The sequence below is a fragment of the Lonepinella sp. MS14434 genome, from assembly GCF_042468235.1.
Taxonomy (GTDB): Bacteria; Pseudomonadota; Gammaproteobacteria; order Enterobacterales; family Pasteurellaceae; genus Lonepinella.
Map to the genome: position 1 here is coordinate 1,676,125 of NZ_CP170386.1, position 22,265 is coordinate 1,698,389.

General features: G+C 39.9%; 17 protein-coding genes, 2 tRNA genes and 3 rRNA genes. 14 read left to right on the top strand and 8 right to left on the bottom strand.

All coding sequences use genetic code 11. From position 1 onward, the window contains the following. Positions 1–138: 138 nt before the first annotated feature. The 6 genes from waaA (at position 139) to galU (ending at position 7,288) form a co-directional block, all read left to right on the top strand. On the top strand, positions 139–1,416 hold the full coding sequence (waaA, locus tag O1Q79_RS08115) for a lipid IV(A) 3-deoxy-D-manno-octulosonic acid transferase (protein WP_386691586.1): 1,278 nt from the start codon (positions 139–141) through the stop codon (positions 1,414–1,416). A 3-nt stretch (positions 1,417–1,419) separates the two neighbouring features. Beyond that, positions 1,420–1,899: a pantetheine-phosphate adenylyltransferase gene (coaD, locus tag O1Q79_RS08120; RefSeq protein WP_386689135.1), complete on the top strand. Its 480-nt coding sequence runs from the start codon at positions 1,420–1,422 to the stop codon at positions 1,897–1,899. Between the two features lie 79 nt (positions 1,900–1,978). Then, entirely contained in the window at positions 1,979–4,603 is a 2,625-nt protein-coding gene (alaS, locus tag O1Q79_RS08125; protein ID WP_386691588.1) for an alanine--tRNA ligase, read from the top strand. Positions 4,604–4,766: 163 nt separating this feature from the next. After that, entirely contained in the window at positions 4,767–4,958 is a 192-nt protein-coding gene (gene csrA, locus O1Q79_RS08130) for a carbon storage regulator CsrA (protein WP_386689139.1), read from the top strand. Positions 4,959–4,967: 9 nt separating this feature from the next. Continuing rightward, positions 4,968–6,332: a phosphomannomutase CpsG gene (locus O1Q79_RS08135; protein WP_386689141.1), complete on the top strand. Its 1,365-nt coding sequence runs from the start codon at positions 4,968–4,970 to the stop codon at positions 6,330–6,332. Positions 6,333–6,400: 68 nt separating this feature from the next. Further along, positions 6,401–7,288, top strand: coding sequence for a UTP--glucose-1-phosphate uridylyltransferase GalU (gene galU / locus O1Q79_RS08140; protein ID WP_386691590.1), 888 nt, complete (start codon positions 6,401–6,403; stop codon positions 7,286–7,288). A gap of 54 nt (positions 7,289–7,342) precedes the next feature. On the opposite strand, the gene O1Q79_RS08145 is transcribed toward galU, so the two are convergent. Beyond that, positions 7,343–8,401: a glycosyltransferase family 9 protein gene (locus O1Q79_RS08145; protein WP_386691592.1), complete on the bottom strand. Its 1,059-nt coding sequence runs from the start codon at positions 8,399–8,401 to the stop codon at positions 7,343–7,345. A gap of 76 nt (positions 8,402–8,477) precedes the next feature. Here O1Q79_RS08145 and O1Q79_RS08150 point away from each other — a divergent pair, with 76 nt between their 5' ends. The 5 genes from O1Q79_RS08150 (at position 8,478) to O1Q79_RS08170 (ending at position 13,496) form a co-directional block, all read left to right on the top strand. Continuing rightward, a complete protein-coding gene (locus O1Q79_RS08150) occupies positions 8,478–9,215 on the top strand; it encodes a 3-deoxy-D-manno-octulosonic acid kinase (RefSeq protein WP_386691594.1) in 738 nt (245 codons plus the stop codon). Between the two features lie 50 nt (positions 9,216–9,265). Continuing rightward, positions 9,266–10,981, top strand: coding sequence for a proline--tRNA ligase (gene proS / locus O1Q79_RS08155; protein ID WP_386691596.1), 1,716 nt, complete (start codon positions 9,266–9,268; stop codon positions 10,979–10,981). A gap of 486 nt (positions 10,982–11,467) precedes the next feature. After that, the gene (locus O1Q79_RS08160; RefSeq protein WP_386691598.1) at positions 11,468–11,863 is read left to right on the top strand and encodes a 1,4-dihydroxy-6-naphthoate synthase; all 396 of its coding nucleotides are present in this window, start codon (positions 11,468–11,470) and stop codon (positions 11,861–11,863) included. A gap of 521 nt (positions 11,864–12,384) precedes the next feature. Continuing rightward, a complete protein-coding gene (locus O1Q79_RS08165) occupies positions 12,385–12,603 on the top strand; it encodes an integrase arm-type DNA-binding domain-containing protein (RefSeq protein ID WP_386693374.1) in 219 nt (72 codons plus the stop codon). Positions 12,604–12,641: 38 nt separating this feature from the next. Next, positions 12,642–13,496 carry a tyrosine-type recombinase/integrase gene (locus O1Q79_RS08170; protein ID WP_386693375.1) on the top strand — a complete coding sequence of 285 codons (855 nt, stop codon included), beginning with the start codon at positions 12,642–12,644 and terminating at the stop codon, positions 13,494–13,496. A gap of 26 nt (positions 13,497–13,522) precedes the next feature. Here O1Q79_RS08170 and O1Q79_RS08175 read toward each other — a convergent pair whose 3' ends face one another. The 7 genes from O1Q79_RS08175 to O1Q79_RS08205 all read right to left on the bottom strand — a co-directional run bounded on the left by O1Q79_RS08175 (position 13,523) and on the right by O1Q79_RS08205 (position 20,247). Next, on the bottom strand, positions 13,523–13,777 hold the full coding sequence (locus O1Q79_RS08175; protein WP_386691600.1) for a DNA-binding protein: 255 nt from the start codon (positions 13,775–13,777) through the stop codon (positions 13,523–13,525). A gap of 169 nt (positions 13,778–13,946) precedes the next feature. After that, a 5S ribosomal RNA gene (rrf, locus tag O1Q79_RS08180) occupies positions 13,947–14,062 on the bottom strand. Positions 14,063–14,218: 156 nt separating this feature from the next. Then, positions 14,219–17,114, bottom strand: a 23S ribosomal RNA gene (locus O1Q79_RS08185). Positions 17,115–17,404: 290 nt separating this feature from the next. Next, positions 17,405–17,480: transfer RNA gene (locus tag O1Q79_RS08190), tRNA-Ala, on the bottom strand. Between the two features lie 57 nt (positions 17,481–17,537). After that, positions 17,538–17,614 (bottom strand) — tRNA-Ile (locus O1Q79_RS08195). 85 nt (positions 17,615–17,699) lie between these two features. Then, positions 17,700–19,238 (bottom strand): 16S ribosomal RNA (locus tag O1Q79_RS08200). The 16S, 23S and 5S rRNA genes sit together here with 2 tRNA genes alongside, the layout of an rRNA operon. 361 nt (positions 19,239–19,599) lie before the next feature. Continuing rightward, positions 19,600–20,247 (bottom strand): TfoX/Sxy family DNA transformation protein, encoded by a 648-nt coding sequence (locus tag O1Q79_RS08205; protein ID WP_386691602.1) that lies wholly within the window; start codon positions 20,245–20,247, stop codon positions 19,600–19,602. A gap of 286 nt (positions 20,248–20,533) precedes the next feature. On the opposite strand from O1Q79_RS08205, the gene O1Q79_RS08210 reads away from it, so the two are divergent. From O1Q79_RS08210 to O1Q79_RS08220, 3 genes are all read left to right on the top strand, one after another. Then, complete coding sequence (locus O1Q79_RS08210; protein ID WP_386691604.1) at positions 20,534–21,259, top strand: RIO1 family regulatory kinase/ATPase; 726 nt, start codon at positions 20,534–20,536, stop codon at positions 21,257–21,259. A 28-nt stretch (positions 21,260–21,287) separates the two neighbouring features. Then, positions 21,288–21,962 carry a ribulose-phosphate 3-epimerase gene (gene rpe, locus O1Q79_RS08215; RefSeq protein WP_386691606.1) on the top strand — a complete coding sequence of 225 codons (675 nt, stop codon included), beginning with the start codon at positions 21,288–21,290 and terminating at the stop codon, positions 21,960–21,962. An 85-nt stretch (positions 21,963–22,047) separates the two neighbouring features. Beyond that, complete coding sequence (locus tag O1Q79_RS08220) at positions 22,048–22,230, top strand: hypothetical protein (protein ID WP_386691609.1); 183 nt, start codon at positions 22,048–22,050, stop codon at positions 22,228–22,230. Positions 22,231–22,265: the final 35 nt, after the last annotated feature.

The following is a 22,265-nucleotide window of genomic DNA, read 5'->3' on the forward strand; positions in this document are numbered from 1 at the left end:
ACACCTCAAAATATGGAATTAGAAATAAGCTCCAATGTTTTAAATGCAAATTTTGGAGCACAGATCATTTTACTTTCGGTTTGGCTTTAAAATCGCTATAATACCACTCCGTTATATTGAATATTAGGCATTCTTTTTATGCTAGGTTTTTTTTATACGTTTGCCACTTATTTACTGCAACCGTTTTTGTTGCTCTTTATGTTGGGACGTAGTATTAAATCCCCAGATTATCGTAAACGTATTAGTGAACGTTACGGTTTGTTCTATGCTGAGTCAGAACAACCACAAGCTAATGGCATTATTATTCATGCCGCATCTGTTGGCGAGGTTATCGCAGCAACGCCCTTGGTTCGTCAAATTCAAGAGAAGTATCCTGATTTACCCATTACCATGACCACGGTAACACCAACAGGTTCAGCTCGTGTGAAAGCGGCTTTTGGTAATTCAGTACATCACTTTTATTTGCCCTATGATTTGCCTGATGCAGTAACAAGATTCATCAATTTTATTCAGCCGAAAGCCTGTATTGTGATTGAAACGGAAATTTGGCCTAATCTTATTCATCAACTAAAGCTGCGTAATATCCCGTTTATTGTGGCGAATGCACGTTTATCCGCACGTTCAGCCAAACGATATGCTTGTGTGAAAAATCATATTCAGAATGTTTTGAACGAGATCTGTTTAATTGCTCCCCAAGATAGTATTAGTGGACAGCGTTATACGGATTTGGGTTATCATGGCAGATTAGCGTTAACAGGTAATATTAAATATGATTTAGTGATTTCAGACGAATTATTAAATAATATTAAAATGTTAGATCAGGAATGGATTGGTAATAGACCTGTTTGGATTGCAGCCAGTACCCACGAAGGGGAAGAAGAAATTGTGTTACAAGCACACCGTGCTTTATTACAACAATTTCCTGATTTATTATTAATATTAGCTCCACGCCATCCTGAACGATTTAATTCAGTGGCAAATTTGATTGAAAAAGAGAAATTTAGTTATTGTCGCCGTAGTGAAAAGATTGCCCCGAATTCACAAATTCAAATTTTATTAGGTGATACGATGGGTGAACTTATGTTAATGTATGGCGTATCCGATGTCGCCTTTGTCGGTGGAAGTTTGGTTAAACATGGTGGACATAATCCGCTAGAGCCATTGGCATTCAAAGTCCCCGTGATTAGTGGCAAATATACGTTTAATTTTCCTGAAGTATTTTGTAATTTACGTGAAGTGCAAGGTGTGTTAGAAATTAATTCAAATTACACCGCACTTTCTCATGCAGTTGAACAATTTTTGTCTTCAATTTCTCTGCGGGAACGATTTGGTCATGCAGGATATGAAGTATTAATTGAAAATCGTGGGGCGTTGCAACGATTGTTAGATTTATTACGTCCCTATTTAGAGAAATAATTTATGGCAAGTGTGATTTACCCTGGTACGTTCGATCCGATGACGAATGGACATTTAGATATTATTAGCCGAAGTGCGGTGCTTTTTTCTGAGGTTATTGTGGCGGTGGCTGAAAATCCAAGGAAGCAACCATTATTTGAATTAGAACAACGGGTTCAGTTAATTAAGCAATCGATTGCTCACTTGCCAAATGTGCAGGTTATAGGGTTTTCTGATTTATTGGCAAATGTAATACAGCAGCTTGAGATAACAGCCATTATTCGAGGTGTTCGAACAACCGCAGATTTTGAGTATGAATTGCAGTTGGCATATTTAAATCGTGCTTTGACCAATGGGGTAGAAAGTTTATTTTTACCACCGAGTGAATGCTGGTCTTATGTGTCTTCTACTATGGTAAGAGAGGTTTATTTACACCATGGTGATGTGGCACAATTTGTGCCACCACCAGTACAAGATGCTTTGTTAGCAAGAGCAAAAAAATAAGCAAGAAAGCCATTCTATAAAGACAAAAAATGTGTAACAATAGCAGTAATTTATTTACATTAAACAACAATTATTATTTATGAAAACGACAGCAGAAATTAGACAATCCTTTTTAGATTTTTTTCACAGTAAAGGTCATCAGGTAGTAGAAAGTAGTTCTCTTGTACCTGAAAACGATCCCACTTTACTTTTTACTAACGCTGGGATGAACCAATTTAAAGATGTTTTTCTTGGTTTAGAAAAACGTGCTTATTCTCGTGCCACTACTGCACAACGTTGTGTGCGAGCAGGGGGAAAGCATAATGATTTAGAAAATGTGGGCTATACCGCTCGTCATCATACATTCTTTGAAATGATGGGGAATTTCAGTTTCGGTGATTATTTTAAACAAGATGCCATTGCTTTTGGTTGGGAATATTTAACTTCCCCACAATGGTTAGGTTTACCAAAAGAAAAACTGTATGTTACCGTGTATGAAACCGATGACGAAGCCTATAATATTTGGCATCAACAAATGGGTGTGCCAGCAGAACATATTATTCGCATTGGCGATAACAAAGGTGGTGCGTACAATTCTGATAACTTCTGGGCAATGGGCGATACTGGACCATGCGGACCTTGTACTGAGATTTTCTACGATCATGGTGAGCAACATTGGGGTGGTTTACCAGGTTCGCCTGAAGAAGACGGCGACCGTTATATTGAAGTGTGGAATATTGTATTTATGCAATTTAACCGTTTGGCTGATGGGACATTAGAAAAATTGCCAAGACCGTCTGTCGATACAGGTATGGGCTTAGAGCGTATGACTGCCGTTATGCAGCATGTTAATTCCAACTATGAAATTGATATTTTCCAAACCTTAATTGCCAAAGTAGCAGAAATTGTTGGTACTAAAGATTTAACCAATAAATCTTTACGTGTGATTGCCGATCACATTCGTTCTTGTGCTTATTTAATTGCTGACGGCGTGATTCCATCTAACGAAGGGCGTGGGTATGTATTACGCCGTATTATTCGCCGTGCAGTTCGTCATGGACATTTGTTAGGTGCTAAAGAAACGTTCTTTTATAAATTGGTGCCTACTTTAATTGAGGTCATGGCTGATGCAGCGAAAATTGTGAAAGAAAAACAAGCCAACGTAGAAAAACTGTTACGTTTGGAGGAAGAACAATTTGCTCGTACTTTAGAGCGTGGTTTGACTTTATTAGATGATGCCTTGGTAAATGTTAAAGACGGCGTATTGTCTGGTGAAGTGGCATTTAAATTATATGATACTTACGGCTTCCCATTGGATTTAACTGCTGATGTGTGTCGTGAACGCAATATTCAAATTGATGAAGCAGGCTTTGATAAAGAAATGGAAGCTCAACGTTTGCGAGCGCAGTCTGCCAGCCAGTTCGGTATGGATTATAACAATGTTATTCGTGTCGATGGTACAACCCAATTTGAAGGTTATAACAAAGCAGAAAGTCAGGCAAAAGTCACCGCACTTTTCCATGACGGCAAATCAGTGGATAGTATTACCGCAGGACAAAGTGCTGTGGTTATTTTAGAAAATACGCCATTCTATGCGGAAATGGGTGGTCAGATTGGTGATAGCGGAGAGTTGGTCAATAATAATTGTCAATTTGATGTGAAAGATACTCAAAAATATGGTCAAGTGTTTGGACATATTGGTGAATTGACGGTAGGTTCATTGTCGGTAGGCGATAGTGTTGATGCGATTGTGAATAATGAACGTCGTCAGCATACTAGATTAAACCATAGTGCAACTCACTTACTACATTCTGCATTGCGTCAAGTATTAGGCGAGCATGTGGCACAGAAAGGATCGTTAGTGTCTGATGTGGGTTTACGTTTTGACTTTGTGCAACCTGAAGCAATCAGTAAACAACAGCTTGCGGAAGTGGAACGTATCGTCAATTTCCATATTCGAGCAAATCACCCTGTGTTAACCGAAGAAATGGGGATTGAACAAGCCAAAGCAAAAGATGCTATGGCGTTGTTCGGAGAGAAATATGGCGACGTGGTTCGTGTTGTTACCATGAGTCCATTCTCGATTGAACTTTGTGGTGGATTACACGTACAACGCACGGGGGATATTGGGTTATTTAAATTGGTGTCAGAAAGTGCAGTCGCTGCCGGCATTCGTCGGGTGGAAGCCGTTACAGGTGAGGGTGCGATGGCTTGGTTACATAATCAACAAGCTATTTTAGGACAAGTAGCGGACGCATTAAAATCTGATGTCACATCATTAGCAGAGAAAATTTATCAGTTGCAAGAAAAAGCTAAGAAAACAGAAAAAGAATTGCAACAATTAAAACAAAAAGCTGCCGTACAAGCAGGAGCGAATTTAGCTCAAAGTGCGGTGAAAATTAATGGAATTTCGGTAATCGTACAACGATTGGATGGTATCGATACCAAAGCATTGCGTGTGATGGTAGATGATTTGAAAAATCAACTCGGATCTGCTGTGATTGCTTTTGCTTCTGTTGTAGAAGAAAAGGTTAATCTAATTGTGGGTGTTACAGCAGATATTACAAGCAAAGTAAAAGCAGGTGAATTAGTCAATCTAATGGCTCAACAAGTAGGGGGCAAAGGTGGCGGTCGTCCAGATATGGCGATGGCTGGTGGCGTACAACCTGAAAATGTAGCCAACGCATTAAATGTTGCATTAGATTGGTTAAAAGTAAATTTGTAAGTGTCGCATTATGCATGTCTTGTTTTAATTTATAAGACTGGTTATCAATAGGGAAGTTGATAGGTATTGTGGAGGTTTTATTTTTCTTTCTAACGGAAGACAAAGTGAAACATCCACAGACTATGGCACAAGACAGATATAATCATATAAAAGGAAGAAGTATATGCTAGTTTTGACAAGGAAACTGGGTGAAAGCTTACTCATTGGCGATGATATTGAAATCACAGTGTTAAATGTCCGTGGTAATCAAGTAAAAATCGGTGTAAAAGCACCAAAAGACGTTTCCGTTCATCGGGAAGAAATCTATCAACGTATCAAGCAATCTCAAAATGAAAAACATTCAGAGGTTGAATAAGGAGAATCTATGAGTAAATTAACTTGCTTTAAAGCCTACGATATTCGTGGCCGTTTAGGTGATGAACTAAATGTTGATATTGCCTATCGCATTGGTCGTGCCTTTGGTCAATTCTTAAAGCCAAAAAATATTGTGGTGGGTGGTGACGTACGTTTAACCAGTAAAGAGCTGAAAAGTGCAGTAACAAATGGCTTATTAGATTCTGGCGTTGACGTGATTGATTTAGGTGAAGTCGGTACCGAAGAAGTTTATTTCGCTACTTCATTCTTAAAAGCTGATGGTGGTATTGAAGTCACCGCAAGTCACAATCCGATGGATTATAACGGCATGAAATTAGTGCGTGAAGGATCTCGCCCAATTAGTGCAGACACAGGACTCGCTGATATTCAACGTTTAGCGGAAGAAAATAATTTCCCTGCGGTAACGCAACGTGGTCAATATAAACAACAATCGGTGATTGGTGATTATGTTGAACGTTTACTTTCTTATGTAAACCTAGATAATATCAAACCATTAAAATTAGTGATTAACTCAGGTAATGGTGCGGCAGGTCATGTAGTGGATGCGATTGAAGCACAATTTAAAGCTCGCCGTGTGCCAGTGGAATTTATTAAGGTGCATAATAATCCAGACGGTACTTTCCCACATGGTATTCCTAACCCAATTTTACACGAAAACCGCCAAGATACCATTGATGCGGTATTAAAACACAAAGCCGATATGGGGATTGCCTTTGACGGTGACTTCGACCGTTGTTTCTTCTTTGATGAAAACGGTGGCTTCATTGAGGGTTATTATGTGGTCGGTCTATTAGGTCAGGCTTTCACCCAAAAACAAAAAGGGGCGAAGATTATCTACGATCCTCGTTTAATCTGGAATACTGAGAAATTAGTATCCGCTAACGGTGGAGAACCTGTCATGTCGAAATCAGGTCATTCTTTCATTAAGGAAAAAATGCGTGAAGTCGATGCGGTTTACGGTGGCGAAATGTCAGCACACCATTATTTCCGTGATTTCTACTATTGTGATAGTGGTATGGTGCCTTGGTTATTAGTGATGGAATTAGTTAGCACAACAGGTAAATCCTTAGGTCAATTAGTGACAGAAAGCATTAATACTTATCCATCACCAGGTGAAATCAACAGCAAATTAACCGATGCCAAAGCATCAATTGCTCGTGTACGTGCTGCCTATGAAAAAGATGCGGTGAGTGTCAATGAAATTGACGGCATTAGCATTGAATATCCAAACTGGCGTTTCAATTTACGTAGTTCAAATACTGAACCCGTGGTGCGTTTGAACCTTGAAACCCGTGGGGATAAAGTGTTGATGCAAGAGAAAACGGATGAGATTTTGGCGTTGTTGCGTCAATAAAAAATCTTGTTAATATTGACCGCACTTTAAAAAAGTGCGGTTATTTTATAATGAGTAAAGGACAAAAAATGAAAGTCATTATTCCTGTGGCTGGCTTAGGTACGCGAATGTTACCTGCCACCAAAGCCATTCCAAAAGAAATGCTTACTTTAGTGGATAAACCATTAATTCAATATGTAGTCAACGAATGTGTCAACGCTGGTGTAAAAGAAATCGTGCTAGTGACGCATTCTTCTAAAAATGCTATTGAAAACCATTTCGACACATCTTTTGAGTTAGAAACGATGTTAGAGAAGCGTGTAAAACGCCAGTTATTGGAAGAAGTGCGTGCTATTTGCCCGAAAGATGTGACCATTATGCACGTTCGCCAAGGCAATGCCAAAGGCTTGGGACACGCCGTTTTATGTGGTCGTCCTGTGGTGGGTAATGAGCCTTTTGCCGTGGTGTTGCCTGATGTGCTGTTAGCGGATTTTACAGCTAACCAAAAAACTGAAAATCTTGCCGCTATGATCAAACGCTTTAAAGAAACGGGCAATAGTCAAATTATGGTTGCCCCAGTGGATCCAAAAGACGTGAGTAGTTACGGTATTGCAGACTGTGACGGTGTGGAATTTGCTGGTGGTGAAAGTGCCAAAATTGCTCGTATGGTAGAAAAACCAAGTGTAGAAAAAGCACCGTCTAATCTTGCAGTAGTAGGGCGTTATGTATTTTCAGCGGGAATTTGGCGTTTATTAGAAAAAACGCCAGTTGGTGTCGGTGATGAAATTCAATTAACTGATTCCATTGATATGCTTATCGAAAAAGAAACCGTGGAGGCTTTCCACATGACGGGAGAATCTTTCGACTGCGGTGATAAAATTGGTTATATGCAAGCCTTTGTGGAATATGGTTTACAACATGAAAAATTAGGCAAACTGTTCAAAGACTATTTGAAAAAATTAGCTAAAACCTTGTAACAAGCGAGATAAAAAAATAGGATTAGGGTGCGTTCAAACGTACCCTAACTTGCTTTAAAACCCCAATTTCCGCATTTCATTCACCACATCTTTCACTTCAATTTCTGCCATCAAATTTTTACCTGATAATTTGGTTGCCCATGGTAATTCACTAGACGGCTTATGAAATTCTTTAAACGCATTTTGCTCATAGACCGAAATCACATTATCCAAATTATGATAAGGACCTGTTCGCCAAGGATTATGATAAGCATACAGACCGATAACAGGTGTTCCCACCATGGTGGCAATATGAGCAGGACCACTATCGGGTGCGATCACTAAATCTGCTTGTTGGATTAAAGCGGTCAATTCAGCTAAACTCGTTTTTCCGCACGCATTGGTTATCTGATTATCACAAAGTGCGGTGATTTTTTGGCAAATTTCCATTTCTCGTGAAGCAGGAGAACCACATAAAATCACGTTAATACCTTGTTGAGTGGCAACATTGGCGAGCTCCGCATAGCGTTCAATCAGCCAATCTTTTTCCGCTTTACTGGAACAAGGGGAAATAATCAGATTGCGTTGGTTTGGTTGAATAAAGGTTTTTGCCTTTTGTTGTGCTGGCAAAGAAAGATTTAATTGCCAATGCGGGGTAAATTTTGCTACGCCAATTTTTTCGGCAAATGCCATAAAACCGTCTAACACATGGGGATTTTCGGGATCATTCACCCGTTGATTAACAAAAAAACATTGTCCCTCTCTTGAGCGTTTTTTACCAAAACCGATTTTATATTTGGCTTTAATACCTAAAGATAAAATAGATGCACGGAAAGCGGTTTGCATATTTAATAAAGCATCAAATGATTGATTTCTTAGCTGTTTCCATAAAGCAAAAACGCCTCGCCAACCTGTTTTTTTATCAAATATAACTAAATCAATAGGCGGATTTTCAGGCATGACTTGCGATAATAACGCATACTCCACCTTTCCCACAATCCAAGTGATTTGACAAGCAGGATAAAAACGAGCAATTTCTTGTACCACGGCTAAAGTATGCGTAATATCACCAATGGCGGAAAGGCGTAGAACGCATAGGGATCTAGGGGGTTGTTGTTGGCTAAAAAGGGGCATAAAAAAAGATCCTTATTTTTTGCGAAACATAACTATTTTAAAGTAGAATGATGCGAACGCCAACAAGGAATATAAAATGATTGAACGACAAGATCAAAATTGCTTTTTTTTATTAGCGAATGACAGTTATGCTGAACTCGATTATCGTCAATTTTTTAATCCAGATTACTGGTTAAAAAAAGAGCGAGTTTCAGGCACCGCCAAAGGACGTGGCACCACTTACTTTTTACAAACCGAAGATTTATTCGGTGTGAATGTGAGCTTACGCCATTATTATCGTGGCGGATTATGGGGTAAAATTATTCGAGATCGCTACCGTTTTACCGTACTTTCACAAACCCGCAGTTTTGCCGAATTACGTTTGTTGCAAAAATTATACTTAGCGGGTTTGCCTGTGCCGAAGCCAATTATGGCGGTCGTTGAAAAAGGTAAGTTAGGTATTTGTTATCGTGCCGATATTTTGATGGAAAAGATCGAAAATGCTCAGGATTTAACCGCACTTTTACAACATCAAACCTTGCCCTCAGAAATTTGGCAACAGATTGGCGGCTTAATTCGCCAATTGCACGATTTACAAATTTGCCATACGGATTTAAACGCCCATAATATTTTGCTCCAACAGACAGCAACAGGGCAAAAATGTTGGTTGTTAGATTTTGATAAGTGCGGTGAAAAATCAGGGGATTTTTGGAAACAAGGCAATCTTGAACGATTACAGCGTTCTTTTCATAAGGAAATTGAACGGATGAAAATTCAATTTAGCACGCAAAATTGGCAAGATTTATTAACTGGTTATCACAATCGCCAGATTTAATGATAGAATACCGCACATTTTGAATAGATAAAAAATTATTAGGAAAACAGATGCGTACAAGTCAATATTTATTTTCAACGCTAAAAGAAACCCCGAATGATGCTCAAGTGGTGAGCCATCAGTTAATGCTAAGAGCAGGTATGATTCGCCCGATAGCATCTGGCTTATATAACTGGTTGCCAACAGGTGTTAAGGTATTGAAAAAAGTTGAAAATATTATTCGTGAAGAAATGAACAAAGGTGGAGCCATTGAAGTGCTTATGCCAGTGGTACAACCTGCCGAACTTTGGCAAGAATCAGGGCGTTGGCAGGATTATGGTGCAGAGCTATTGCGTTTTACTGATCGTGGTAAACGTGATTTTGTGTTAGGACCTACTCACGAAGAAGTGATCACCGATTTAGTTCGCCGTGAAATCAGTTCTTATAAACAGTTACCGCTGAATTTATATCAAATTCAAACCAAATTCCGTGACGAAGTTCGCCCACGTTTTGGCGTAATGCGTTCCCGTGAATTTGTGATGAAAGACGCTTATTCTTTCCACACCACGAAAGAAAGTTTACAACAAACTTATGATGTGATGTATCAGGTTTATAGCAATATTTTCAATCGGCTAAACTTAGATTTCCGTGCAGTACAAGCGGATACAGGTTCAATCGGTGGTTCCGCATCACATGAGTTTCAAGTGCTGGCTCAAAGCGGTGAAGATGATGTGGTATTTTCTACCGAAAGTGATTTTGCCGCCAATATTGAATTAGCGGAAGCGGTGGCGGTAGGTGAACGTTCACAACCAACTAAAGCGATGGAATTAGTGGATACGCCAAATGCCAAAACCATTGCGGAATTGGTAGAACAGTTTAATCTGCCGATTGAGAAAACCGCCAAAACCTTGATTGTAAAAGGGGCTACAGAAGAACAGCCGTTAATCGCCTTAATCTTACGTGGTGATCATGAATTAAATGAAGTTAAAGCTCAAAAACACCCGTTAGTCGCTGATCCATTAGAATTTGCTGACGAAGCAACAATTAAAGCCAAAATTGGGGCAGGTGTGGGTTCACTCGGTGTCGTGAATTTACCGATTCCAGCGGTGATTGATCGCTCCGTGGCATTAATGTCTGATTTTAGTGTGGGAGCGAATATTGACGGCAAACATTATTTCAATGTGAACTGGGAACGTGATGTGGCGTTGCCTGAAATCTTTGATTTGCGTAACGTAGTCGAGGGTGATCCAAGTCCAGACGGAAAAGGCACATTGCAAATTAAACGAGGCATTGAAGTGGGGCATATTTTCCAACTGGGGACTAAATATTCCGAAGCCATGAAAGCCACCGTGCAAGGCGAAGACGGCAAACCGTTGGTGATGACGATGGGTTGCTATGGTGTAGGTGTGACTCGTGTAGTGGCAGCTGCCATTGAACAACATCATGATGAGCGTGGAATTATTTGGTCAAGCGATGAGATTGCCCCATTTACTGTGGCGATTGTGCCAATGAATATGCACAAATCCGACACAGTGCAACAATTCTCCGAAGATTTATACCGCACTTTACAATCGCAAGGTGTCGATGTGATTTTTGACGATCGCAAAGAACGCCCTGGCGTCATGTTTGCGGACATGGAATTGATCGGTGTACCACACCAAGTGGTGATTGGTGAGAAAAATCTAGTGAATGGCGAAATTGAATATAAAAACCGCCGTACAGGGGAAAAGCAGATGATTGCAAAAGATGAACTGTTAGCGTTCTTAAAAGAAAATGTGAACGCCTAGAACCTAGACCTTACACAGAGATCTGCCCCCAAAAAGTGAGACTAACGACTAATGTAGAAGATCAGTTCTGATCTTCTACAAATTGGCATAGTAGACAAAATAGTTGGTAAAAAGTGGGTTAAAGCCTTATAGTAATTGGCTTTAACCCACTTTTTTGAATTATGAATAAAAAATTGCCCTTTTTGCCAAAATCCGTCAATTCAGAGATATGGCATTCAAAATAATATTCAACGCTATAAATGCACATCTTGTAATAAAACTTTTTCCTTAACAAAGAAATTAAATCCAATTAAAATTTGGCAAGATTACACTGAAGGAAAACAATCTTATAAACAGCTTGCCGAGAAATATCATTGTTCAATTAGAACCATTCAACGATATTTATTAAAAGCCCCTAAAACCTCGTTAAATCAACCCAAAAACAAATCTCTAAATCTTATTATAGATACTACATTCTTTGGCAGAAACTTTGGGGTCATGATCTTTATGGATTTGTATACGAAAAAGGTGATTTATCATCAAATTGTAAAGACAGAAAAGGCTGTTTATTATGCTATGGCGATAAATCAATTTAGAGAGAAAGGCTATATAATACAATCAATTACCTGCGATGGTAAACGTGGGTTATTGAAAGATATTTTTGATACACCGATTCAATTATGTCAATTTCATCAAGTCGCTATTGTGACCAGAAAATTAACAAGAAACCCCAAATCAGAAGCTGGGATAGCCTTAAAAGTATTAGTAGCTAGATTAAAATCAAGTTTAAAAAATGAATTCTATCGTGAATTACATTATTGGTATATTATAAAGATTGTATTGATGAACGGTCTGAATACCCCAATGAAAAAGGTCATTATCCATTTAAACATCGTAAATTAAGGAGTGCTTATACGAGTTTATTACATAATCAAGATTATTTATTTACATTTGAGAAATATCCTGAATTAAATATGGATAAGACAATAAACCGCATAGAAAATTTATTTAGTAAACTTAAAGGAAAACTGATTGTTCATCACGGATTATCTAAGAAGAATAAGATTATGTTTATAAAGGATTTTTTTAATATAAATTGCTATGATATTTCACCATACATCAGAAAATACCACAATACCTTGTATATCAATGGATTTACATGATTTCAGTAACTCATTATAATTCAGAATATATCATCAATATTCAGTTTTTTAGTAACCATTTTGGTATCTAAATGGCAGACAGCTTAATTTTTAGGTTACTAAAGAAGGTCAAAAAACTGTTTTATGATTAAACATTGGGGAACGGTAAAGGGAGAATTTTATGGCTAAGAAAGTTCATCAACTTGTTGATACGGAAATAAAAAAGGCAAAGGCAACCGATAAACCATATACATAACTGATGGTGGTGGATTATTTTTACTGATTTCAACCACGGGTTCTAAATCGTGGCGTTTCAATTATTATCACCCAGTGACCAAAAAAAGAACAAAAATGGCTTTAGGTATGTACCCAGCAATCGGGTTATTAAAAGCTCGTACGTTGCGAGATGAATACAAAAAACTGCTTGCCAATCATATTGATCCACAAGAACATATCAAAGCTGAAAAACAAGAGAAGTTACAAGCAACACAACATATTTAGCCATTGCCGAACAATGGAAACAAAAGAAATCCGCTGAAATCAAACAAGTAACCCTAAATAACTATTGGCGTAGATTGGAGCTTTATGCTTTTCCTGAACTCGGTCATTTACCAATTGCAAGTATTAAACCATTACAAGTCACTGAAATGGTTAAACCCTTGTTTAACCGTGGCGTCAATTCAACAGGTATATCTCTTTTGCAAACAATCAATGAAATTATGCGGTTTGCTGTTAATCGTGGTATTATTGAGTTCAATAAATGTGCTGATATTGCTGACACATTTGTGCGTTCTAAAGTAACACATCACCCTACTATTCGCCCCGAAGATTTACCTGAATTCTTTGCAGCATTGCGTGATTCACACGCTGATTTAGTCATCAAATCCTTGATTGAATTTTCATTGCTGACAATGGCAAGACCAAAAGAAGCGTCTAATGCCAAATGGACTGAAATTGATTTTGAGCAAGCCTTATGGCATATCCCCGCTGAACGTATGAAAATGAAACGAGCATTTACTATTCCATTATCTCCACAAGCGGTGAAGATTTTACAAAAATTGCAAAAAATGACAGGTCGTAGTCCTTATATTTTTCAAAGTATGAAGAAACCATCACAACCAATAGGTTCACAGATTGCTAATAATACGATTAAACAAATGGGTTATAAGAGGCAATTAACATCACACGGTTTACGTTCTATCGCTAACGCCTATTTGAGTGAAAAATTTATTGATGTGAATGTTGAAATCATTGAAGCCTGTTTATCGCACCGAAGTACAAACCAAGTGCGTAATGCCTATAATCGTTCAACATTCCTTGAGCACCGAAAACCTTTGATGAATGACTGGGGGAATTTTGTTGAAAGTTGTATCAAAGGTAGTTTCAATTTATAGCATAATACCCAATAATGGATTTTTATTTATTTTTGTTCTAACAAATTAACAATTCTATCTAACCTATTGATTTCTTGTTGTCTTTGTTCTAACAAGTCATCTTTATATTTTAACATTAATTTTTCAATTTCAGCGAGTAACGATTCATCATTTTGACCATAATAAACAACATTATTATCAACACTATCATTGTGTAAGAAATATACTCCCTTTTGGGTGGCATTCATAAATTCCAAAGCATCCATATTAAAAAGATTAGCAATTTGCTCTAGCTTTTCCAAACTTAACTTACTTTCACCACGTTCAATTTTTGCATAAATATAGTTGATTCTAATTATTAAAAATAATCAAAACCAACTATTTTGTCTACTATACCTAAAAATGTCGGTCAATACAAAAAAACAAAACCCCGGCTACTCACATAACCGGGGTTTCTCTTGATAATAAAAAACCTGATGGCGACCTACTCTCACATTGGGAAACCCAACACTACCATCGGCATTACAGCATTTCACTTCTGAGTTCGGCATGGAGTCAGGTGGCACTACTGCATTATGACCATCAGGATTATTCCTTTGATGATTGAGCCTTTTAAATCACGACCCTACTTATTTTTTAGTCTTCTTCTAAAATTTGAAACAAGCTGTCTGTTCGATTTTCTTTTGTCTGTACTGCTTTATTTAGTTCTTAGCTTAATCCACCCAAAAACACTTGAGCGTTGTATAGTTAAGTCTCTCGGGCAATTAGTATAACTTAGCTCAACGGCTCACACCGCTTACACATGTTACCTATCTACGTCGTAGTCTTCAACAACCCTTACACCCTTATAGGGTGGGAGAACTCATCTCTTGGCAAGTTTCGTGCTTAGATGCTTTCAGCACTTATCTCTTCCGCATGTAGCTACCCAGCAATGCGTCTGGCGACACAACTGGAACACCAGGGATGCGTCCACTCCGGTCCTCTCGTACTAGGAGCAGCCCCAACCAATTCTCCTACGCCCACGGCAGATAGGGACCGAACTGTCTCACGACGTTCTAAACCCAGCTCGCGTACCACTTTAAATGGCGAACAGCCATACCCTTGGGACCTACTTCAGCCCCAGGATGTGATGAGCCGACATCGAGGTGCCAAACACCGCCGTCGATATGAACTCTTGGGCGGTATCAGCCTGTTATCCCCGGAGTACCTTTTATCCGTTGAGCGATGGCCCTTCCATTCAGAACCACCGGATCACTATGACCTACTTTCGTACCTGCTCGACTTGTCCGTCTCGCAGTTAAGCTTGCTTTTACCATTGCACTAACCTGACGATGTCCGACCGTCATTAGCAAACCTTCGTGCTCCTCCGTTACTCTTTGGGAGGAGACCGCCCCAGTCAAACTACCCACCAGACACTGTCCGAATACCCGTTCCGGATATTTCGTTAGAACATCAAACGTTAAAGGGTGGTATTTCAAGGTCGTCTCCACTCAAACTGGCGTTTAAGTTTCTCTGACTCCCACCTATCCTACACATCAAAATTCAAGGTTCAGTGTCAAGCTATAGTAAAGGTTCACGGGGTCTTTCCGTCTAGCCGCGGGTACACCGCATCTTCACGGCGATTTCAATTTCACTGAGTCTCGGGTGGAGACAGCCTGGCCATCATTATGCCATTCGTGCAGGTCGGAACTTACCCGACAAGGAATTTCGCTACCTTAGGACCGTTATAGTTACGGCCGCCGTTTACTGGGGCTTCGATCAGGTGCTTCTCTTGCGATTACACCATCAATTAACCTTCCAGCACCGGGCAGGCATCACACCCTATACGTCCACTTTCGTGTTTGCAGAGTGCTGTGTTTTTAATAAACAGTTGCAGCCAGCTGGTATCTTCGACCGGTTCAACCTTCATCTGTAAAAGACTACAATCTACGCCGGCGCACCTTCTCCCGAAGTTACGGTGCTATTTTGCCTAGTTCCTTCACCCGAGTTCTCTCAAGCGCCTGAGTATTCTCTACCTGACCACCTGTGTCGGTTTTCAGTACGGTTTAGATAAACCTGAAGCTTAGTGGCTTTTCCTGGAAGTGTGGTATCAACAACTTCGCTCCCTTAGGAGCTCGTCATCACGCCTTAGTGTTGAATGGGAAACCGGATTTGCCTAGTTTCCCCACCTACACGCTTAAACAGCCATCCAATAGGCTGCTTGCATAACCTTCTCCGTCCCCACATCGCAATTTATCCAAGTACGGGAATATTAACCCGTTTCCCATCGACTACGCTTTTCAGCCTCGCCTTAGGGGCCGACTCACCCTGCCCCGATTAACGTTGGACAGGAACCCTTGGTCTTCCGGCGAACGAGTTTTTCACTCGTTTTATCGTTACTTATGTCAGCATTCGCACTTGTGATACGTCCAGCAAGCCTCTCGACTCACCTTCATCCGCTTACACAACGCTCCCCTACCCAACAAGATTACTCTTGATGCCGCAGCTTCGGTGACTAGTTTTAGCCCCGTTACATCTTCCGCGCAGGCCGACTCGACTAGTGAGCTATTACGCTTTCTTTAAATGATGGCTGCTTCTAAGCCAACATCCTAGCTGTCTAAGCCTTCCCACTTCGTTTCCCACTTAACTAGTACTTTGGGACCTTAGCTGGCGGTCTGGGTTGTTTCCCTCTTCACGATGGACGTTAGCACCCACCGTGTGTCTCCTATGCACTACTCTTCGGTATTCGCAGTTTGCATCGGGTTGGTAATCCGGGATGGACCCCTAGCCGAAACAGTGCTCTACCCCCGAAGGTATTCACATAAGGCTCTACCTAAATAGATTTCGGGGAGAACCAGCTATCTCCCGGTTTGATTGGCCTTTCACCCCCAGCCACAAGTCATCCGCTAATTTTTCAACATTAGTCGGTTCGGTCCTCCAGTTAGTGTTACCCAACCTTCAACCTGCCCATGGCTAGATCACCGGGTTTCGGGTCTATACCTTGCAACTCACCGCCCAGTTAAGACTCGGTTTCCCTTCGGCTCCCTTATTCAGTTAACCTCGCTACAAAATATAAGTCGCTGACCCATTATACAAAAGGTACGCAGTCACCCTTGCGGGCTCCCACTGCTTGTACGTACACGGTTTCAGGTTCTATTTCACTCCCCTCGCTGGGGTTCTTTTCGCCTTTCCTTCACAGTACTGGTTCACTATCGGTCAATCAGGAGTATTTAGCCTTAGAGGATGGTCCCCCTATCTTCAGACAGAATTTCTCGTGTTCCGCCCTACTTCTTGTTAGCTTAGTACCACAATATAACTTTCAGATACGGGACTATCACCCTGTGTCGTTGAACTTCCCAGTTCATTCTCTTAGTTTTATCGCTATTACTAACGGCTCCTCCGCTTTCGCTCGCCGCTACTCACAGAATCTCGGTTGATTTCTTTTCCTCGGGGTACTTAGATGTTTCAGTTCTCCCGGTTTGCTTCGTTATTCTATGTATTCAAATAACGATGCTAGATTCTTCATCTAGCGGGTTTCCCCATTCGGATATCTTGGATTAAACGCCTCTTATCAACTCATCCAAGCTTTTCGCAGATTAGCACGTCCTTCTTCGCCTCTGATTGCCTAGGCATCCACCGTGTACGCTTAGTCTCTTAACTATACAACCTCAAATGTTTTTTTAGAACAATTGATATTGCGTTTCAACTAAACACTTGACTGCTTTTGTTCAGTCAAGATTTTTTCTTCTACTCAGACTTTCTTGTGTTAATTCACTTTCATCAATTAACCCGAAAATCTCTCAGTTTTCAGCTTGTTTCCAATTTTTTAAAGAACAGTAAGATTATCGGCTTTCGCCTATCATCATTGTTAAATTAACTTAGTTAAACCAACTTATTTTTTTGTTTTTTAATTTAGTTAACTTAACAATGATGATAACAACAAGATTTTTTGGTGGAGATAAGCGGGATCGAACCGCTGACCTCCTGCGTGCAAGGCAGGCGCTCTCCCAGCTGAGCTATATCCCCATTTTCATTGCCTACGCACTCTCGCTCTGTGATTTCGCTTTCGCTTCACCGCTTGAGTGGTGGGTCTGAGTGGACTTGAACCACCGACCTCACCCTTATCAGGGGTGCGCTCTAACCACCTGAGCTACAGACCCGTAGGGCAATTCTCGTTGCTTTCTTTTTTCTTTGTTTACAATTACCAGCCAATCTGTGTGGACACTTATTGTCGCTCGTTTTGGGTAAGGAGGTGATCCAACCGCAGGTTCCCCTACGGTTACCTTGTTACGACTTCACCCCAGTCATGAATCATACCGTGGTAAACGCCCCCCTTGCGGTTAAGCTATCTACTTCTGGTACAACCCACTCCCATGGTGTGACGGGCGGTGTGTACAAGGCCCGGGAACGTATTCACCGCAACATTCTGATTTGCGATTACTAGCGATTCCGACTTCATGGAGTCGAGTTGCAGACTCCAATCCGGACTACGATGCACTTTCTGAGATTCGCTCCCCTTCGCAGGTTTGCCGCCCTCTGTATGCACCATTGTAGCACGTGTGTAGCCCTACTCGTAAGGGCCATGATGACTTGACGTCATCCCCACCTTCCTCCAGTTTATCACTGGCAGTCTCCTTTGAGTTCCCATCTTTACATGCTGGCAACAAAGGATAAGGGTTGCGCTCGTTGCGGGACTTAACCCAACATTTCACAACACGAGCTGACGACAGCCATGCAGCACCTGTCTCATAGTTCCCGAAGGCGCTTTTTCATCTCTGAAAAATTCTATGGATGTCAAGAGTAGGTAAGGTTCTTCGCGTTGCATCGAATTAAACCACATGCTCCACCGCTTGTGCGGGCCCCCGTCAATTCATTTGAGTTTTAACCTTGCGGCCGTACTCCCCAGGCGGTCGATTTATCACGTTTGCTACGGGCACCAGTCTTAAAGACCAATCCCCAAATCGACAGCGTTTACAGCGTGGACTACCAGGGTATCTAATCCTGTTTGCTCCCCACGCTTTCGCACATGAGCGTCAGTATCTTCCCAAGGGGCTGCCTTCGCCTTCGGTATTCCTCCACATCTCTACGCATTTCACCGCTACACGTGGAATTCTACCCCTCCCTAAAGTACTCTAGCTACCCAGTCTGAAATGCAATTCCAAAGTTAAGCTCTGGGATTTCACATCTCACTTAAGTAACCGCCTGCGTGCCCTTTACGCCCAGTTATTCCGATTAACGCTCGCACCCTCCGTATTACCGCGGCTGCTGGCACGGAGTTAGCCGGTGCTTCTTCTGTAGTTAACGTCAATCTAATAAGCTATTCACTTATTAGCCTTCCTCACCACCGAAAGAACTTTACAACCCGAAGGCCTTCTTCATTCACGCGGCATGGCTGCGTCAGGGTTCCCCCCATTGCGCAATATTCCCCACTGCTGCCTCCCGTAGGAGTCTGGACCGTGTCTCAGTTCCAGTGTGGCTGGTCATCCTCTCAGACCAGCTAGAGATCGTCGGCTTGGTAGGCCTTTACCCTACCAACTACCTAATCCCACTTGGGCTCATCTTATGGCATATGGTCTTGCGATCCCATACTTTAATCCGAAGATATTACGCGGTATTAGCGACAGTTTCCCGTCGTTATCCCCCTCCATAAGCCAGATCCCCAAGCATTACTCACCCGTCCGCCACTCTCACGAAAAGTACAAGTACTTTCCGCTACCGTTCGACTTGCATGTGTTAAGCCTGCCGCCAGCGTTCAATCTGAGCCATGATCAAACTCTTCAATTTAAGTTCGATCGCTCAATAAACTGCTTGCTTTTAAATCTTTCTTTTCATTCCCAAAAGAACAAAAAGTTAATGAATTTCTAAGTTAAGCACCTATTAAGACTTCAAGTTTTATTTAATTTTTTAAAACTAGTCAATCAACAAGTGCCCACACAGATTGTCTGATAAATTGTTAAAGAACGTTCGCTTATTTTAGCGAAAATAAAACGACGCACGTTAGAAAGTTTCAGTTTTCACAACTGTGCGTCGTTGTGTGGGGCGTATTATAGTGATCTTACTCACCTTTGCAAGTTTTTTTTGCAGATTTTTCTGAAAAAGCACTTATTCGCACATAAAATCAACAATACACCTGTTTAAACTTAATCTATAGCTCATATTTCATTGCTCGAAATCCAGCCATGTTAAGTTTTTCATTCACTTCTTTTAAGCCATCTTCTTTTTCTTTCTCCGTTAATAATTCTACGTACTTATTCTTTAAAGCTGCATAAGTCTTCCAGAATAAATGTGACGTCACAAAAAGTCCTTGGGATTTGACTAATATATAAGCGTCTGCTGCACCAACTTCTCTTAATTTAGAAATTGTGTCAATCCCGATCTTTCCCAACAGACGTTCGTACTTTAGCGACATATTTGGTAAATTCCGAATTCGCTTCGCCCTTTCCAAGGTTTCAGCAAGTTTCTCTGATTCAATTTGCTGTAAAGATGCTTTAATCATCTTAATTAAGATGAGACTTTTATCTTTATCCATCACGTAATCACTCGGAATCAGATAATAATCTCTAATCTTTAAATTACTCGGCACGCCATCCAGTTCCCATGGAATAGCACCAATACTTTTGACTTGGTTCGCCAAATCACCTTTGGCTCGAAGATAAAAACCTCCTTTCTTATAAATACCAAACATATGGTCATTATAAAAAATACCGATGCCTGAAAATAATTTCTTCGATCGAATATCTCCGAGCAAAGATGTTAATTTTTCATATAAATTAATTGTAGGTATATTTGACATATATCCCTCCATAAAGTACCTAAAGGACAAGTTCACAATCTCATAGTCTCCTATGAAATCACCAAAAATTAATTCATATACTATTAATAACACAATTTATTAACAATTAATATAACCATTTGAAAAACAAAATTTATTTTTCATAAACGCTACCTAGATCACAGTAGTTTTTGCAATATTTTGCTATATTAAAAAATTTTGCATATGAATAAATAACCGCAAAATTTGTCATGATATTTTCCTTATTTAGTGCTATATTTAATTTTTTATTTTATTCGGATAACAAATGACATTAGAACAATACGCTCAATCCCTATGTTCTCAACATCCAGATAAACGAGTTTATCCTTTTGAATTTGAGAATAAGTGTTACTGGCTAAAACAACCAGAAAAACCCAAAGGTTCTCAACGGTTACTTAAAATTTACCCACATAAAGCTTTCCATCGAGAAGTAGAACGTTTATTAAAACTAAAGCAAAAAAATGCGCCTATTCCACACATTTATATTGCTAACGATAATATGTTAGTCATGGAAGATGCGGGTCTTTCTGTCAGCCATTGGCTTTCCGATAAAAATATTTCACCCGAACAAAAACAACAAATTCTAAATGATAGTGCTATTGCATTAGCAAAATTACATAAACAGAAACTAATTCATGGCAGACCTTTCGTTAAAGACATTCTATGGAAAGATGGTCTAGTTAGTTTTGTTGATTTTGAAGTAGATGCTGTATCTAATAATCCTACTCAACAACAAGTACAAGATAACATTCTCTTTATTATTGGATTATGTCGGGAACAAGCTATTACTAAAGAACAAATTAGACAAACTATACTCACTTACAAAAACTATACTGAACAACATATTTGGCAAGCCACATTAAATAAACTCTGGTATTATCGTTGGGCTTACTGGTTATTACTACCTTTCAAGAAAATAGCAGGTAAAGATCTAAAAGCACTTTATTTACTGATAGAAATATGCTACCAGGACGATATTCTGGTAAAATAAGTTCTGATCTTATATTAGGAGAAATCGTATGCAACCTTATTTAATTGCCCCCTCTATTCTTTCCGCAGACCTTGCTCGTTTAGGTCAAGATGTGGAAAACGTTATCAATTGCGGTGCAGATTTAATTCATTTTGATGTGATGGATAACCATTATGTTCCCAATCTCACTTTTGGCGCACCGATTTGCCAATCCTTACGTGATTATGGTATCAACTGCCCCATTGATGTACATTTAATGGCAAGTCCGGTAGAACACTTAATTACCGATTTTGCTAAAGCTGGAGCAACATCCATCACTTTCCACCCCGAAGCTAGCGTACATATTGACCGTACTTTACAACTAATTAAAGATAATGGCTGTCAATCTGGTTTAGTCTTCAACCCCGCCACCCCGTTAAGCTATTTAGATTATGTGATGGATAAAGTTGATATTATTTTACTGATGTCAGTTAATCCCGGCTTTGGTGGACAATCCTTTATTCCAGCTACTTTTGAAAAACTCAAACAGGTTCGCCAACGTATTGATGCTAGCGGTTTGCCTATTCGTTTAGAAGTAGATGGTGGCGTAAAAGTGAATAATATTGCACAAATTGCTAAGGCGGGAGCGGATATGTTTGTAGCGGGTTCAGCAATCTTTGATCAACCTGACTACAGAAAAGTTATTGATGAAATGCGTGCCGAATTAGCAAAAATAACCTCCTAATATCCAAAAAAGTGCGGTCAAAATTACCTAAAACTTTAACACTGCCAGCAATGGGATAGAACCTTGAACATTTGTTAAAGGAATTATGCGTAAAAAAAACCGCACTTCTCTGACAAATCAAAAAATAAAACAAGAATATGTTAATCTTTCAAGTATAAAAAATCGACAAAGTAAAATGAGATCTAATTTAAGCAAATTAAACCATAATGACGAGAGTGTTGCTATTCTTGCTGGTAGCTTAAAATGGTTAAACCTTGATTTTGATTGAAAAATTTACTTGAGACATCAACAGGTCCTAATATA

What these genes read in the sequence shown, in the direction of transcription:
- O1Q79_RS08150 (WP_386691594.1), top strand. Translation starts at nt 8,478, where the DNA reads ATGATTGAACGACAAGATCAAAATTGCTTTTTTTTATTAGCGAATGAC.
- csrA (WP_386689139.1), top strand. Translation starts at nt 4,767, where the DNA reads ATGCTAGTTTTGACAAGGAAACTGGGTGAAAGCTTACTCATTGGCGAT.
- O1Q79_RS08220 (WP_386691609.1), top strand. Translation starts at nt 22,048, where the DNA reads ATGCGTAAAAAAAACCGCACTTCTCTGACAAATCAAAAAATAAAACAA.
- O1Q79_RS08145 (WP_386691592.1), bottom strand. Translation starts at nt 8,401, where the DNA reads ATGCCCCTTTTTAGCCAACAACAACCCCCTAGATCCCTATGCGTTCTA.
- O1Q79_RS08210 (WP_386691604.1), top strand. Translation starts at nt 20,534, where the DNA reads ATGACATTAGAACAATACGCTCAATCCCTATGTTCTCAACATCCAGAT.
- coaD (WP_386689135.1), top strand. Translation starts at nt 1,420, where the DNA reads ATGGCAAGTGTGATTTACCCTGGTACGTTCGATCCGATGACGAATGGA.
- O1Q79_RS08160 (WP_386691598.1), top strand. Translation starts at nt 11,468, where the DNA reads ATGGATTTGTATACGAAAAAGGTGATTTATCATCAAATTGTAAAGACA.
- O1Q79_RS08205 (WP_386691602.1), bottom strand. Translation starts at nt 20,247, where the DNA reads ATGTCAAATATACCTACAATTAATTTATATGAAAAATTAACATCTTTG.
- alaS (WP_386691588.1), top strand. Translation starts at nt 1,979, where the DNA reads ATGAAAACGACAGCAGAAATTAGACAATCCTTTTTAGATTTTTTTCAC.
- rpe (WP_386691606.1), top strand. Translation starts at nt 21,288, where the DNA reads ATGCAACCTTATTTAATTGCCCCCTCTATTCTTTCCGCAGACCTTGCT.
- galU (WP_386691590.1), top strand. Translation starts at nt 6,401, where the DNA reads ATGAAAGTCATTATTCCTGTGGCTGGCTTAGGTACGCGAATGTTACCT.
- O1Q79_RS08135 (WP_386689141.1), top strand. Translation starts at nt 4,968, where the DNA reads ATGAGTAAATTAACTTGCTTTAAAGCCTACGATATTCGTGGCCGTTTA.
- waaA (WP_386691586.1), top strand. Translation starts at nt 139, where the DNA reads ATGCTAGGTTTTTTTTATACGTTTGCCACTTATTTACTGCAACCGTTT.
- proS (WP_386691596.1), top strand. Translation starts at nt 9,266, where the DNA reads ATGCGTACAAGTCAATATTTATTTTCAACGCTAAAAGAAACCCCGAAT.